Origin of the sequence: Pseudomonas sp. Irchel s3h9 (genome assembly GCF_900187475.1) — a bacterium.
Taxonomy (GTDB): Bacteria; Pseudomonadota; Gammaproteobacteria; order Pseudomonadales; family Pseudomonadaceae; genus Aquipseudomonas; species Aquipseudomonas neuropathica.
The window spans coordinates 130,972-143,745 of record NZ_FYDH01000008.1; the positions used below are offsets into that span (position 1 = coordinate 130,972).

General features: G+C 57.6%; 17 protein-coding genes and 1 tRNA gene. 8 read left to right on the plus strand and 10 right to left on the minus strand.

What is annotated here, in order from left to right; genetic code table 11:
- The 5 genes from fos to CKW26_RS15090 all read left to right on the plus strand — a co-directional run bounded on the left by fos (position 1) and on the right by CKW26_RS15090 (position 3,397).
- Complete coding sequence (gene fos / locus CKW26_RS15070; protein ID WP_095049186.1) at positions 1-417, plus strand: fosfomycin resistance glutathione transferase; 417 nt, start codon at positions 1-3, stop codon at positions 415-417.
- A 60-nt stretch (positions 418-477) separates the two neighbouring features.
- Positions 478-1,116 carry a LysE family translocator gene (locus CKW26_RS15075; RefSeq protein WP_095049187.1) on the plus strand — a complete coding sequence of 213 codons (639 nt, stop codon included), beginning with the start codon at positions 478-480 and terminating at the stop codon, positions 1,114-1,116.
- Positions 1,117-1,195: 79 nt separating this feature from the next.
- A complete protein-coding gene (locus CKW26_RS15080; RefSeq protein WP_095049188.1) occupies positions 1,196-2,545 on the plus strand; it encodes a bifunctional diguanylate cyclase/phosphodiesterase in 1,350 nt (449 codons plus the stop codon).
- A gap of 116 nt (positions 2,546-2,661) precedes the next feature.
- Entirely contained in the window at positions 2,662-2,817 is a 156-nt protein-coding gene (locus CKW26_RS15085) for a KGG domain-containing protein (protein WP_007911485.1), read from the plus strand.
- A 76-nt stretch (positions 2,818-2,893) separates the two neighbouring features.
- Positions 2,894-3,397, plus strand: a complete 504-nt coding sequence (locus tag CKW26_RS15090) for a DUF4142 domain-containing protein (protein WP_095049189.1) — start codon at positions 2,894-2,896, stop codon at positions 3,395-3,397.
- Positions 3,398-3,478: 81 nt separating this feature from the next.
- On the opposite strand, the gene CKW26_RS15095 is transcribed toward CKW26_RS15090, so the two are convergent.
- Entirely contained in the window at positions 3,479-3,889 is a 411-nt protein-coding gene (locus CKW26_RS15095; RefSeq protein WP_007911483.1) for a low affinity iron permease family protein, read from the minus strand.
- 164 nt (positions 3,890-4,053) lie between these two features.
- On the opposite strand from CKW26_RS15095, the gene tam reads away from it, so the two are divergent.
- Positions 4,054-4,824 carry a trans-aconitate 2-methyltransferase gene (gene tam / locus CKW26_RS15100; RefSeq protein WP_095049190.1) on the plus strand — a complete coding sequence of 257 codons (771 nt, stop codon included), beginning with the start codon at positions 4,054-4,056 and terminating at the stop codon, positions 4,822-4,824.
- Positions 4,825-5,057: 233 nt separating this feature from the next.
- Here tam and CKW26_RS15105 read toward each other — a convergent pair whose 3' ends face one another.
- Positions 5,058-5,786: a bifunctional 2-polyprenyl-6-hydroxyphenol methylase/3-demethylubiquinol 3-O-methyltransferase UbiG gene (locus CKW26_RS15105; RefSeq protein WP_095049191.1), complete on the minus strand. Its 729-nt coding sequence runs from the start codon at positions 5,784-5,786 to the stop codon at positions 5,058-5,060.
- A gap of 564 nt (positions 5,787-6,350) precedes the next feature.
- Between CKW26_RS15105 and CKW26_RS15110 the strand changes: the two genes are divergently transcribed.
- Positions 6,351-6,734, plus strand: coding sequence for a DUF6124 family protein (locus CKW26_RS15110; RefSeq protein ID WP_095049192.1), 384 nt, complete (start codon positions 6,351-6,353; stop codon positions 6,732-6,734).
- A 47-nt stretch (positions 6,735-6,781) separates the two neighbouring features.
- Here CKW26_RS15110 and CKW26_RS15115 read toward each other — a convergent pair whose 3' ends face one another.
- The gene (locus tag CKW26_RS15115; protein WP_007911473.1) at positions 6,782-7,189 is read right to left on the minus strand and encodes a type II toxin-antitoxin system HicB family antitoxin; all 408 of its coding nucleotides are present in this window, start codon (positions 7,187-7,189) and stop codon (positions 6,782-6,784) included.
- A gap of 36 nt (positions 7,190-7,225) precedes the next feature.
- A complete protein-coding gene (locus tag CKW26_RS15120) occupies positions 7,226-7,405 on the minus strand; it encodes a type II toxin-antitoxin system HicA family toxin (protein WP_095049193.1) in 180 nt (59 codons plus the stop codon).
- 363 nt (positions 7,406-7,768) lie between these two features.
- On the opposite strand from CKW26_RS15120, the gene CKW26_RS15125 reads away from it, so the two are divergent.
- Positions 7,769-8,287, plus strand: coding sequence for a BRCT domain-containing protein (locus tag CKW26_RS15125; protein ID WP_095049194.1), 519 nt, complete (start codon positions 7,769-7,771; stop codon positions 8,285-8,287).
- Here the strand turns inward: CKW26_RS15125 and CKW26_RS15130 are convergent.
- The 6 genes from CKW26_RS15130 to CKW26_RS15155 all read right to left on the minus strand — a co-directional run bounded on the left by CKW26_RS15130 (position 8,243) and on the right by CKW26_RS15155 (position 12,612).
- Positions 8,243-8,488: a hypothetical protein gene (locus CKW26_RS15130; protein WP_095049195.1), complete on the minus strand. Its 246-nt coding sequence runs from the start codon at positions 8,486-8,488 to the stop codon at positions 8,243-8,245. The two genes, CKW26_RS15125 and CKW26_RS15130, sit on opposite strands and share 45 nt — an antisense overlap.
- A 254-nt stretch (positions 8,489-8,742) precedes the next feature.
- Positions 8,743-8,816, minus strand: a tRNA-Gly gene (locus tag CKW26_RS15135).
- 158 nt (positions 8,817-8,974) lie between these two features.
- The gene (locus tag CKW26_RS15140) at positions 8,975-9,859 is read right to left on the minus strand and encodes an alpha/beta fold hydrolase (protein ID WP_095049196.1); all 885 of its coding nucleotides are present in this window, start codon (positions 9,857-9,859) and stop codon (positions 8,975-8,977) included.
- Positions 9,860-10,175: 316 nt separating this feature from the next.
- The gene (locus CKW26_RS15145; RefSeq protein WP_095049197.1) at positions 10,176-10,868 is read right to left on the minus strand and encodes a pseudouridine synthase; all 693 of its coding nucleotides are present in this window, start codon (positions 10,866-10,868) and stop codon (positions 10,176-10,178) included.
- A 33-nt stretch (positions 10,869-10,901) separates the two neighbouring features.
- A complete protein-coding gene (locus CKW26_RS15150; RefSeq protein ID WP_064119704.1) occupies positions 10,902-11,132 on the minus strand; it encodes a cysteine-rich CWC family protein in 231 nt (76 codons plus the stop codon).
- Positions 11,125-12,612, minus strand: a complete 1,488-nt coding sequence (locus tag CKW26_RS15155; RefSeq protein ID WP_095049198.1) for a sensor domain-containing diguanylate cyclase — start codon at positions 12,610-12,612, stop codon at positions 11,125-11,127. The genes CKW26_RS15150 and CKW26_RS15155 overlap by 8 nt, the downstream gene beginning before the upstream one ends.
- Positions 12,613-12,774 lie beyond the last annotated feature (162 nt).

The window sequence follows — 12,774 nt, forward strand, 5'->3', positions numbered from 1 at the left end:
ATGCTCACCGGCCTCAACCACCTGACCCTCGCGGTCAGCGATTTGAATCGCAGCCTCGCCTTCTACCGTGATCTGCTGCAGTTGCGCGTCGAAGCCACGTGGGATGCCGGCGCCTACCTGTCGCTGCCGGGGCTGTGGTTGTGCCTGTCGCTTGATCCGCTGCGTTCGAGTCAACCGTGCGCCGATTACACCCATTACGCTTTCAGCCTCGATGCAGCCGATTTCTCAACGTTTGTGCATAAGCTACAAGCGGCAAACGTGCAAGAGTGGCGGGATAACCGCAGCGAAGGTGCGTCGTTCTACTTTCTCGATCCCGATGGCCACAAGCTCGAAGCGCATGTCGGCGATCTCGCTTCACGGCTGTCGGCGTGTCGGCAAAAACCGTACGCCGGCATGCGTTTTTACGACGAGTCATGATCAGACTCATTTGTCTGTTATAGACTGGCGGCCACGTGTTCTGGCGCTTGCAGGTTTTCCATGACTCCATCGTTGCTAATGGCCGTGCTGGCCTCGGGTTTCATTTACGGCATTACGCCCGGGCCGGGTGTGCTGGCGGTGTTCGGCATCGGTGCAGCCCACGGGCGGCGGGCCGGGGCGGGGTTTCTTTGCGGGCATCTGCTCGGCGATGTGGTCTGGTGCAGCACCGCGCTGATCGCGATTGTCGGCGCCCGGGAAATCGGCAGCACCGCGTTTGATGTGCTCGGTGTGCTCAGCGGTGTGTACCTGTTCTGGCTCGGCTGGCGCGCGGTGCGCGCCCAGCGTCGCAACGGTGACGAGCCCCAGGGCGCGGCGCGCAATCCGTTCTGGCACGGCATTCTGTTCGGCTTGACCAATCCCAAGGCTTATCCGGTGGCGGTCGCGACCTTCACCGCGCTGTTGTCGAGCCGCGCCGAACTGCTCAACTGGTCGATGCTGCCGGCGTTGATTGCCCTGAGTTTCCTCGGTGGCTTGCTGGCCTACGCTATTCTGATTGGCGTGGTCGGCGCGCAACGGGTACGCACGCTGTATCAGCGTCATGAGTTGCTTATCACCCGCTTGTGCGGCGTGATGTTTATCGGTTTTGCCATCAACGCGCTGGTGCATGCACTGCCGGGGCTGATGCCGAACAAGGCTTGAAAATGTGTGCAGGGAGGCGCAATAAAAAGGTCAGGGATGGTTGATCAGTGCTGCATTGTCCGGACACCCACGCTGAACCATGGAAAGCCGAAATTCCGCGCCGTTGGCGAGTTTTATTGATCTGTTGCTGGACGCCGTTTGCGCGGTCGACAAGCAGGGTCGCTTCGTTTTTGTCAGTGCCGCTTGTGAGCGTGTTTTCGGTTATTCGCCTGAAGAGTTGATCGGCCGGCAAATGATCGAGCTGGTGCACCCGGCGGATCGTCAGCGCACTCTGGCTGCCGCCAACGAAATCATGGGTGGCGAACCCAAACTCAACTTTGAAAACCGTTACCTGCGCAAGGACGGCAGCGTCGTGCATATCCTCTGGTCGGCGCGCTGGTCGGAAGTCGATCAGTTGCGCATCGCCGTGGCGCGCGACATCACCGAGCGCAAGCAGGCCGAGTCGCGCCAGGCTGCGCTCTATGCGATATCCGAAGCGGCCCATGCGGCTGAGGATCTGCTGGCGCTGTTCAAGCGTATTCATCTGATCATCGGCGAATGGCTGCCGGCGATGAATTTTTCCGTGGCGCTGTACGACGAGCACTGCGCACAACTGAATTTCCCCTATCACGTCGACGATCACGAATTGCAGCCCGAGCAACCGGGCACCGTCACCGGGCGGCTGTGCACGGAAGTTATCCGTAGCGGCCAGCCGATTCTTCTGACGCCGGACAGCCCGGATTCCCCAGCCGATTTCGCCGAGTTGGTGGCGGGGCAGAACGCGCCGTGCTGGCTCGGCGTGCCGTTGAATTCGAAAAACGGCACCATCGGCGCCTTGATCGTCAAAAGCCTGCCCGGCGGCGAGCGCTACACCGAGCAAGACAAGGAATTGCTGCAATACGTTTGCGCTCAGGTCGCCACGGCCATCGAGCGTCAGCAATTGCACGCCCGCCTGCGGCGCATGGCGCAGTACGATCAACTCACGCAGCTGCCCAATCGTGAATTGCTGCGCGATCGCTTGAACGCCGCGTTGGCCGGCGCGCGCGCGCAATCCGGGCACATGGCCTTGTTGTATGTCGACCTGGATCGCTTCAAACAGGTCAACGACACCTTCGGTCACGCGGTCGGCGACATGCTCCTGCAAACCGTGGCCAACCGCCTAAAAGGCTGCGTGCGGGAAACCGACACCGTGGCCAGAATTGGCGGCGATGAATTTATCGTGCTGCTGCACAGCGTGCAGGTTTCGGAAGATGCTGACGGCGTGGCGGAAAAAATCCGCCAGGTCCTGGTGCAACCAATGCGCCTCGATGGCCACAACCTTCACATCGAACCGAGCATTGGCGTCGCCCGCTATCCAGAGCACGGCAGTGAGGAACAGCAACTTTTTCGCCATGCCGATCAGGCGATGTACGCCGCCAAACGCTTGAACCATCACGCGTTGAATAGTTGATCCGGGGCCGCCGTTCGTCGCAGCGACTGCAATTTTTCTAAACCTTTGCCGGCCAGAAAATTCTCAATCTAGGCGGGCACCTGCTCGCCACGATCATTACCAAGAGGTAGAGAATCATGCCTAATTCAAGAAACTCGAACTCGGGAAACTTCGCCAACGATCGAACGAAGGCCTCTGAAGCAGGTCGCAAAGGTGGGAAAACCACCACAACGACCGTCGACAAAGAGCCAAAACCAGATATGGGCCGCAAGCCCGCTCAGAAATCGAAGTAGTCGGTGAAGGTAGTTTTGATTGAGAGGCGGGGGCGTAAGCTCCCGCTTGAATTTTGCAAGTAAGGAGGGCGCGACCATGAGCCGAATGGCCACCCGTATACGCACCGTGAGTTTTGCATCGCTGTTGGGTCTGTGCGCCAGCAGTGCCTTTGCCCAGTCGCCCGCCGATTTCATCAACGATGCCTCGGCCAAAGGCATGGCCGACATCGAGGCCAGTCGTCTGGCCCACAGCAAGGCCGAATCGAAAGAGGTCAAGGACTACACCATCGTCGTCATCAACGACCGCACCACGGCCAACCAGCATCTGGCGAAGATCGCCAAGAAGCTCGACCTGCCCGTCGCGCCCCGTGAAGAACTGGCCGACAAGGCTAAAGAACTGATGCCGCCAGTGACCGACGGCGCCTCCTTCGATCAGGCCTACGCCGCCAGTCAGGTCAAAGCCACTGAAGAGGCCATCGAGCAGATTCAGCAGCAAGCGCAGACCACCGACGTGCCGGAGATCAAGGCGTTTGCCGACGAGACATTGCCGAAACTGCAAAGCCATCTGGAGAAGGCTCGCGCCTTACAGGCTAGCCGCTAATCAAGGTTAAAAGATCGCAGCCTGCGGCAGCTCCTACACCAAACTTCGTAGGAGCTGCCGAAGGCTGCGATCTTTTGCTTTTTAGCACTCATTCAAGTCCTGCTTCGACTTACTCTTCTCGCCCAGCCCCTCTAGATTGAACACTTCCCCTTCGCCCAACGAGCGGTAGTGCCTGCGCAACGCCTCAAGTTGCTTCAAATCCAGCGCCTCCAGCCCAAGCATCGCGTTTTGCGCTTCTTTGGTCACCAACAACAACTCATCGATCTTCAAATGGAGAATGTCGGTATCGCGGTTCTGCGTGTTCTGGATCAGGAACACCATCAGGAAGGTGATGATGGTGGTCGAGGTGTTGATGATCAGTTGCCAGGTGTCGTTGTAATCAAAGATCGGCCCGCTCAGTCCCCACAGCCCGATCAGGATCAATGCGCCCATGAAGGTCTTGGGACTACCGGCCACCATCGCGAGCTTCTGGGAGATTTTTGCGAATTTCATAGCCGTGTTCCTTATTGGGAAGAGTCTTGAAATTCAGACATTGGCGGCTGGTGGAAAATTCTAATTACAAATCCACCCACGTCACCGGACGTTGGTAGGAGAGGCAGGCGCGCTGGATCGCGGTATCGTGTCGAACCGCTGAAATGCCCCGACAGGAGAACGCAATGAGTTGGTCCGCCAAACAATACGTCGCTTTCGAAGATGAACGCACCCGCCCGGCCCGCGATCTGCTGGCGGCGATTCCCGCGGCTGAAGCGCGAACAGTGGTCGATATCGGTTGCGGTCCCGGCAACTCGACGGAGCTGCTGGTACAGCGTTATCCCGGGGCGAAAGTCAGCGGGCTGGACAGCTCGGCGGACATGATCGATGCCGCACGCAAGCGCTTGCCAGAGTTGCAGTTCGAGGTGGCCGAGATTGATAAGTGGGCCGATGCAGGCCCGTTCGATGTGATCTTCGCCAACGCCGTGTTGCAGTGGGTGCCGGATCACGCGACGTTGTTGCCGGCGTTGGCCAGCAAGTTGTCGGCCGGTGGCAGTCTGGCGATCCAGATGCCGGACAACCTCAATGAACCTTCCCACCGCTTGATGCGTGAAGTCGCCGCGAATGGCCCTTGGGCCAGCAAACTCGAGGGCGCAGCGGGGCAACGTACCGACATGGCGAGTGCCAGCGATTATTTCTCGATGCTGCGGCCGCACTGTGCGCGGGTCGATGTGTGGCGCACCACCTATCACCATCAGCTGTCTGGCGGGGCAGCGGGGGTGGTGGAGTGGTTCAAGGGGAGCGGGTTGATTCCGTTTTTGAATCCGCTGACCGAGGCGGAAAAGGCGCAGTACCTGGAGCAGTATCTGGCGGAGGTTGAGAAGGCTTATCCGGCGCTGGCGGATGGTTCGGTGCTGTTGCCATTTCCACGGTTATTCATTGTCGCGACTCGCTGAAATAAATTGGACCATTGTTCGGCTTAAGATTTTGGGTGCGGTTGCGGACTCCCCTCATCGGAACGCCGCCCGCCCAGCCCTCTCCCGAGGGAGAGGGAGCCGATTGGTGTCGCTTCCAAAACCTGAGTTCGGCTCGATATTTCAGGTCGGCGTACCCCTAGAGAACAACTCGGTCAGTCCCCTCTCCCTCTGGGAGAGGGTTAGGGTGAGGGCTTATCAAGCTGCAAACCCGCTCAACGCTGCACCGCCACCAACATCATCATCGGCCGCTCCCGCTCTTCCGCCAGCGCCGGTTGCTCCGCGACCTCCGCTTCGCTCGGCCCCCATTCATTGACATGTCGAATCGTGAATCCCGCATCGATCAGCGAATTGAGCAATGTCCCGACCGTACGATGCTGCTTGATCACGCCTTCAGCCAGCCAGTTCGTCACCCGCTCACCCTCCAACTGATAACTGTCCAGCGGCCAACGCTTGTTGCCTTCATTATCCACCAGCCAACCCGGATTACGCGGTGCCATAAAGATCGGATGCTCAATGGAAAACACAAAGTGCGAACCCGGTTTCAGCGCCGCGTACAGGTGCGCAAACAGCCCCGGCAAATCCTTGATGTAATGCAGCGCCAGTGAGCTGTAGGCCAAATCAAAACTACAGCCGGACAGATCGAGCTGTTCCAGATCGGCGCGCTCATAACGAATGTTCGCCGCCGTCGTGGTCTCCCGCGCCCGCTCCAGCATCTTTTCCGAGACATCAAGGCCCAAGACACTGGCCGCGCCATGCTCGATCGCCCAGCGACTGAACCAGCCATAACCGCAGCCCAGATCCACCACGTTCAGGCCGTGCATGGATGGCAACAGCGCCTTGAGCGCCGGCCACTCCGGCGCCGCGTCGAGGCCGCCGATGGAGCGGTTCATCTGGCTGTAGCCTTGAAAGAATTCGGGATCGTCGTAAATGTTTTGCGTCATGGTGAAGGCTCTTTTGAGTTCGGTCGTCAGCGGCAAAGTGGCCGCGATTGGAATCCCTCGAAGGTGATGGCGCGTATTCGTCGATGGCCGCGCAGGGGGAGGGTGGTGGCTGATGGGGAAATGCTAGTCGGTCGAGAAGAAGGTGAGAATCGGTGGAGTGTTATGGATCTGTAATATCGGAAAATTCTGCAAGATTTTTGGCTGCGTAAACGCATTCGGTGGTCAGTGTTTATAAGTGTTCGGTGTTACGTCCTGAAGCCTACAAATCCTTGCGCCGTTGCCTACCGCTACGCCAGAATCCGCCGGCTTGTGCGCTTGGGAGGCGGTCGGTAACTTGGTTCGCGTCACTGATTTCCAGTGATCGGGTTTAGCAGCCACGCGTTTCCACCAAATCGTACAAGCGTCATTTAGCCAGGTTCTCCTGTGCTTAATGGTGGCTGTGCGCATGGCACCCTCGGGTGCGCCGGGATTTTGGTGGATTCGCCCGGTCTGCTAACTTGCGTACAGCCGCCACCCTTTCGTGTAGCAGCGGAATGGTCGTAGCCCTATTTTGGAATACACCAAATGTTCAAAGTAACGCCAAATCCGCCGGAAGCCGATCCGGCATCCCCCTACGAATCACCCAATTCAAAGAAATTCCACGAAGCCGCCGAACGCGCCCTCGACCACTATCTCAGCCCCACGGCCAGAATCATGGGTTCCACCCACGAACCCGAACCGATGTACCTCGCCAACCCGAAATACGACACCGAATCCCTGTTGGCCAACGCCAGCGAAACCCTCGGCTCGGCCACCACCATGCTCAACAACTTCGCCGCGCTGCTCGACACCTCGCACCGCAAGACTGCACTCGGCATCGCGCAGGTTGTCATGTTGGGCGAATTGGCGGTGAATCAGGCCCTGGATAAGGTTGTGCCGGCTGAGTTGCCGCGTAGAGTCGATATCTGACAGACATAAATAAACCGGCCGTTAGGCCGGTTTCCAAAGTTCAGGATTTAACCCTGCTGCAACACCTTCAACGCTGCCGAAGCCAGAAACCCGGAACGGCTTTTCTCTTCCGGGTGATGCAACACATACTCATCAATGCGATTGAGCAGGTGGCCCGGCAGGGTGATGTTGAGCTTCTGGGCTTTGCCCAAATACTTGAGCACATCGATATCCACCACGGCCCATGCACAACCGGCGTATTTCGGGTTGGCCACGTGCAGGCTCAGTTTGCTTGCCGCTGGAATGGGGGCGTCGTCGTCCGCCAGAATCTCGAAATGACCTTCGATGGCTTCGCGAGCCATGGCGACGGCATCGTCCAGATCCTCTCCTGCGGAAAAGCATCCAGGAATGTCCGGGACTTCTACACCCCAGGCGTGATGGTCATCGCCAATTGAAATCGCAATCGGGTAGAGCATATTCGTTGTCCTCCATGGCGCAACTGACTCAGAGAGTCAAAGCAGCGCCTGCTGCAAAATACTGATGGCCGTTTTCTTCAGCAGATCCTTTTTCGGATGTGGCACGGTGACCAGTCCTGGTTTGGTCGGATGCTTGAAGTGGTGGTGACTTCCTTTGATCCGTACCAGATACCAACCGTCTGCGACGAGTTGGCCGATTAAAAAACGGCTATTCACAACACCTCCCTGTGGTGTGCTTGGTGGGTACTATACCCATTGAATTAATATGATCAACACTATAACCACCGGTCGGTCGTCTTCCGCTGACGGGCGGGGTTGCTTACCGCAGTCTAGGTAAGGCAGACGCGATGGTGAGGTGGGTGTGTTACCGGGTTTTGCTCATGTTCATGTGGCGATCTTTCGCTGCAAAATAATGGAACACATCTTTTTCTGACGTCACTCTCGGGCTGCTAACGTTGACTCTAATGGGCGAAGGTCATGGACATTCAACGAGCCTGTTGAAAGGAAGTCACCTCTCGATAAAGCCGCGTAGTAATGCATGGAATTTGGCCATGTGATCGTCAGAAGGGAGTGAAACGGATGTCGACTCTAAAATTCAGCTATAGAGATGCAAAGGGCGATTTAAGTCAGCGAGAGTTGATTCAATGGTCAGAAAATTCGGCTTACATTCAAGGACGATCTGCCAGCGATACCTTTCCTAAAACCTATCGCAAGGATCGCATCATCGAAGTATTGCTTGGGGCTGAGCTGCTCTTAAACGAGGCCGCTCCTCCTTCTCCGAGGCTTCAGCACGATCGAAAGCCACCGGCGCTCGTTGCTTCAGAAGCCGCTTCGCAAATGCCTCATCCGAAAATGTCACCGGGTAGGATCAATCAAATTCTTTTCACTGGGTTCGCAGCTGCACAACGGGCTGAGCTTGAGCAAAAAGCAGTGGAATATGGGTTGAAGGTCATGAGTACGGCAGGCAAGACGCTGACGTTTCTTTGTTATGGCGAAAATGCGGGGCCAACCAAAGTTTCCAAGGCACTTGAGGCTGGGGCTTTTATCATCAACTCAGAGCAATTCTTGAATCTGATCACAACGGGAGAAATCCCCTGAAGTCATCACTTCGCTCAGCCTGCGCATTGAAACTGCGCCAACCACCGAATGCTTGTTACATGCAGCCAGCATCACCTCATTTTGCTTCTTGGTAGATTCGGTCAGCACTTCACAGTAAACGCGCTTTTTTTCGTGCGATTTCGCATTACGGATGAAGTCTGCGAATGGGCTTGCGTACTCCTGTTTGAATCCGATTGTCATGGGATTGCTCCGCCATTGATCCCAGCCATGGGCATCATTTCGTGCCTCGCATACTTCTCGAGGATTGTCGTTAGAGAGAACAAAAGCGTACAGGTGGAGGGTGCATCTTCAACCTGCAGTGTGTTTCTGAATGGTTCGGCGCTGCCCAAATGACCAACCTCAAATCTCAGACACAAAAAAACCGGCCCTGTAGGCCGGTTTTTGCTGTTCCTGCATCCCCCGTCAAAAAAACACAACGTGAGACAAAAGTTGAGTGGAGCGGGTAGAGGGAATCGAACCCTCGTCGGAAGCTTGGGAAGCTACTGTTCTACCATTAAACTATACCCGCTCAGAGCGGCTGACTTTGTACCAGACTCGGCCACGGATTTGAAGTTTTTCTTTTACTCATGAACGCTTTAAATCACTGCAAACGGTCAATCACGGGCGAGCACTGCGGTGCGTAAAGCAAAATCCCAGCCCCGCAGCCTCGCGCGCGATGACACTCTTTCAAATAGCCAATGCATGTTGATCCTGAACAAACGAGTAACGCGTTCGGCTGGCTTGCTGTGCCGGTTTCAGAAAGCCGAGCAGGGCGTTCTGGCTGTCGCGGCACGCGGCCTTGTGTTCCATGTCGAGGAAGTGCCCGGTGGCTTGTAGCGTGGTAAACGTGCTCTGCGCCACGTGGTTGCCGAACAGGCGTGCGTCCTCGGCTGCGGTGTATTCGTCCCATTCGCCGTTTAGAAACAGCACCGGCACGTTGATCTTTTTCGCTGCGTTCAGATAGCACTGCCGATCGCTGTGCAACACGTCGCTGATGTGGAAGTGCATCTGCCCGTATTCGTGCTCGGCGAGGCTGCTGACGTGGCGATAGTTGAAGCGTTTGAACAGTGACGGCAGGTGTTTACCGATGGTGCTGTTGACCAGATGGCCGACGCGGTCGCCGTCGCGCTGGCCGAGGTAGTCGACGCCGCGTTCGAGGTAATCGAGCATGTGCGCGTTGATCACTGGCGAGAACGAGCTGATCACCGCCCGTTCGATGCGCCGTGGCTGCTGGGCGAGGGCGACCAGGGTCGCGGCGCCGCCCCAGGAGAACGACAGCACGTGTTCGGCGGCGAAGTGGTCAATCAGCTCGAGCAGAATCTGCCCTTCGACGTCCTTGGTCAGATGTTTCTCGTGGCGGTTGTGGGCTTTTGACCGGCCCGCGTAGGGCTGGTCGTAGCAAACCACGTTGAATTGCGGGTGCAGGTTTTTCACAGTCTGTGCAAACGACGCAGTCGTGGCCATCGAGCCGTTGACCAGGATGATGGTCTTTTCTGCGGCGTCTGCGCGATAGAACTCCGTGTAAACCCGATACTGACCCTGTATATCCAGCACAGCGATTTCTGGCCTCATGTCATAAGACTCCTGGCAAGCAAGCGGGTATGCGCGCAAATAGAGATTGCACGAGCTTTGTGACAGGTAGGCATACGCCTGGAATTTGCTTGGCCCATGTCGATCCATGACTGCGGTCGACGGGTATTGTTATTGGCGGGCAGTCTGCCGGCTGAGGCGGAGCCTTGAAGGCTCTCTACCGGCAAAAAGTTTCTTGGATGTATGTTGTGACTCATCGGTCACAATCTGGCCGACGTCCTGATTCAAGCAGGGGAGTAGGGATCGCGCAAGTGCCGTTGGTAAATTGTTCGACAACTTCTGCTGAGCGGTCGCGAGCTTAGAACAAATGGATCTCTTCGGTGCGCAAAGCGCGGTACTCGCCCGGTTTTAGCGCGTTATCGAGGTGCAGAAGCCCCATGGATTCGCGGTGCAGGCGCAGGACTTTGTTGTTGAAGAAACCAAACATGCGCTTCACCTGATGATAGCGGCCCTCGACGATGCTCAGCCGCGCCGAGCGTGGGCCGAGCAGCTCTAGGTGCGCCGGCTGCGTGGTCAGGTCTTCGAAGGCGAAGTAGATCCCCTCGGCAAAGGTGCTCGCATATTGCGCGCCAATCTCCTGCTCGGTCTCGACGTAGTAGACCTTTGGCAGTTTGGTCTGCGGCTGGGTCAAGCGGCGCGACCACGCGCCGTCGTTGGTGATCAGCATCAGGCCGGTGGTGTTGAAGTCCAGGCGTCCGGCGATGTGCAGGTCGTCCTTGTCCGGCTCATCGATCAGGTCGAGCACGGTGGGATGTTGCGGATCGCGGGTGGCGCTGACGCAGCCCGGCGGTTTGTGCAGCATGAAATAGCGTGCCGGTTTGCCGCTTTGCAGGACTTCGTCATCGACTTCGACACGGCTGAATTCCAGCACTTCGCTGTGCGGATCGCTGACGACTTTTCCGTCAACCCGCACGCGCTTTTCCACCAGCAACAGACGAACCTGCTGACGGTTGTAGCGGGGCAGGTTGCTGAGGAAACGGTCGACACGCATGTTCAGAGTTCGATCAATGAAGGGCCGCGCATCTTACGGGATCGGCCGCTTGGCCGCTTGCAGTTGCGCCTCGACCTGCGCGCAACGCGGGCACAGGCAGGATTGGTTGCGCAGTTCTGGCGGCAGCGCTTCAAGCACGGCCGGGTCGATGCTGACGCCATAGCACCAGCATTCGCGGTCGGCGGTGCGCGGGTCGGCCAAGCTGCAGTCGTTGCGGGCGCCGCAGGCCGGGCAATGATCGGGTTTAACGTCGGAATCAGGCATAAGTCGAGTGAGGCATTTCCACGCAGGTGCGGTTGCGGCCGGTTTGTTTGGCTCGGTACATCGCATGATCGGCCCGCGACAGCAGGCTGTGCAAGGTGTCATCGCGTTGCAGGGTGGTGGCGCCGATGCTCACCGTCAGATTGAGGCTGTGGCCGTCGTAGGCATATTCGTGTTGTTCGACGTGTTGGCGGATCTTTTCGGCAATTTTCTGACCGGTATCGCCGTCGGTGTCCTTCAGTAAAACGATAAATTCCTCACCACCCCAGCGGCAAACAATGTCGACTTGGCGCAGGCAACTTTGCAGGTCGCGGGCAAAACCGATCAGCACCTGATCGCCGGCCATGTGCCCGTAGGTGTCGTTCAACACTTTGAAGTGATCGAGGTCGAGCAGCAGCGCGGTTAACGGTTTGGTCTCGCGTCGGGCTTCGTGCAGGGCCTGTGCGGCGAGAATGTCGAAGCCACGGCGATTGGGCAGTTCGGTGAGGCTGTCGAGTATGGCCTGCGCCTGGATTTTGCTTTGGTAGCGCTTGATCACGCGGTTGAGCAGCGCCAGCACAATCAGCGTCACCAGCAGGCAGATCAGTAGATTCAGATACAGCGACTGACGGATTTCACTCAGGGCGCCGTCTTCGCGTTTATCGACAAACAGGTACCAGTTCAGCTCAGGAATAAACCGCACGTTGAGGAAGTGCCCCTGACCGTGGGCGGAGTATTCGTAGCTGCCGCTGTGCGGTTTCGGCAACTGGCTGACCAGGCTTTTCATGCTCTCGAGTTCACTCAGGCTCTGGCCGATGTGTGCGTCTTCAGGTCCGCCTTCGGCGCCGGTCAGGACCAACCGGCCAAAGGTGTCGACGAAGTACACGCTGCGTTGATAGCGCTGTTGATACTTGTCGATCAGCTTGATCACCGCGTCCACGGTCAGACCGACCCCGGCCGCGCCGATGAAGCGGTTGTGATAGTCGTAAACCTTGTAGTTGATGAAGAAGGTCAGGTTGTCCTTGTTGGCCAGATCCGGGTCGACGTTGATCTCGTACGGATCCTTCATGTCACGCACGCGGAAGTACCAGGCGTCGCGCGGTTCATCGACCTTGACCTGCTTGAGCACGCCTTTGGCGTGGTAGTAGGTGTGGGTGCTGTTGGAGACGAAGAACGCCGTGTAGGCGCCGTAATGGGTCATGACCTCGTCGAGGTAACGGGTCATCTGCTCGGGGTTTTGTTCGCCGTTGACCACCCAGTCGCGCATGAAGGTGTCGCGGGACATCATCGAGGAAATCAGGATCGGCCGGACCAGGTCTTTCTGGATTTCCGAGTAGACCGTGTCGGACGTCAGCGGCAGCTCGGTGTTGACGATGTTGTCGCGGATCGACTCGCGGGAGGCGTAGTAGCTGAGCAACGACGTGGCGAGGAACCCGGCGCCGAGCAGGGCGATCAGCGTCAGGACCAGCGAGCGTTGCGAGTACAGGGGAGAACGAAGCGGCATGGCGGTTCCGTTGGCAGTGGCCCGATGGCATGCATTCTAGTGGGATGGCCGGGAAAAGACTGCGGGATTTATGCCTGAAATGGCGGGGGATATGACGTAGAGGGTGTGTCAGAAGGATAGCTCCCTCACCCCAGCCCTCTCCCGGAGGGAGAGGGAGCTAGA

Bases quoted from the DNA above. Each gene is read 5' to 3' on its own strand.
- fos (WP_095049186.1), top strand. From the start codon at position 1: ATGCTCACCGGCCTCAACCACCTGACCCTCGCGGTCAGCGATTTGAAT.
- CKW26_RS15075 (WP_095049187.1), top strand. From the start codon at position 478: ATGACTCCATCGTTGCTAATGGCCGTGCTGGCCTCGGGTTTCATTTAC.
- CKW26_RS15080 (WP_095049188.1), top strand. From the start codon at position 1,196: ATGGAAAGCCGAAATTCCGCGCCGTTGGCGAGTTTTATTGATCTGTTG.
- CKW26_RS15085 (WP_007911485.1), top strand. From the start codon at position 2,662: ATGCCTAATTCAAGAAACTCGAACTCGGGAAACTTCGCCAACGATCGA.
- CKW26_RS15090 (WP_095049189.1), top strand. From the start codon at position 2,894: ATGAGCCGAATGGCCACCCGTATACGCACCGTGAGTTTTGCATCGCTG.
- CKW26_RS15095 (WP_007911483.1), bottom strand. From the start codon at position 3,889: ATGAAATTCGCAAAAATCTCCCAGAAGCTCGCGATGGTGGCCGGTAGT.
- tam (WP_095049190.1), top strand. From the start codon at position 4,054: ATGAGTTGGTCCGCCAAACAATACGTCGCTTTCGAAGATGAACGCACC.
- CKW26_RS15105 (WP_095049191.1), bottom strand. From the start codon at position 5,786: ATGACGCAAAACATTTACGACGATCCCGAATTCTTTCAAGGCTACAGC.
- CKW26_RS15110 (WP_095049192.1), top strand. From the start codon at position 6,351: ATGTTCAAAGTAACGCCAAATCCGCCGGAAGCCGATCCGGCATCCCCC.
- CKW26_RS15115 (WP_007911473.1), bottom strand. From the start codon at position 7,189: ATGCTCTACCCGATTGCGATTTCAATTGGCGATGACCATCACGCCTGG.
- CKW26_RS15125 (WP_095049194.1), top strand. From the start codon at position 7,769: ATGTCGACTCTAAAATTCAGCTATAGAGATGCAAAGGGCGATTTAAGT.
- CKW26_RS15130 (WP_095049195.1), bottom strand. From the start codon at position 8,488: ATGACAATCGGATTCAAACAGGAGTACGCAAGCCCATTCGCAGACTTC.
- CKW26_RS15140 (WP_095049196.1), bottom strand. From the start codon at position 9,859: ATGAGGCCAGAAATCGCTGTGCTGGATATACAGGGTCAGTATCGGGTT.
- CKW26_RS15145 (WP_095049197.1), bottom strand. From the start codon at position 10,868: ATGCGTGTCGACCGTTTCCTCAGCAACCTGCCCCGCTACAACCGTCAG.
- CKW26_RS15150 (WP_064119704.1), bottom strand. From the start codon at position 11,132: ATGCCTGATTCCGACGTTAAACCCGATCATTGCCCGGCCTGCGGCGCC.
- CKW26_RS15155 (WP_095049198.1), bottom strand. From the start codon at position 12,612: ATGCCGCTTCGTTCTCCCCTGTACTCGCAACGCTCGCTGGTCCTGACG.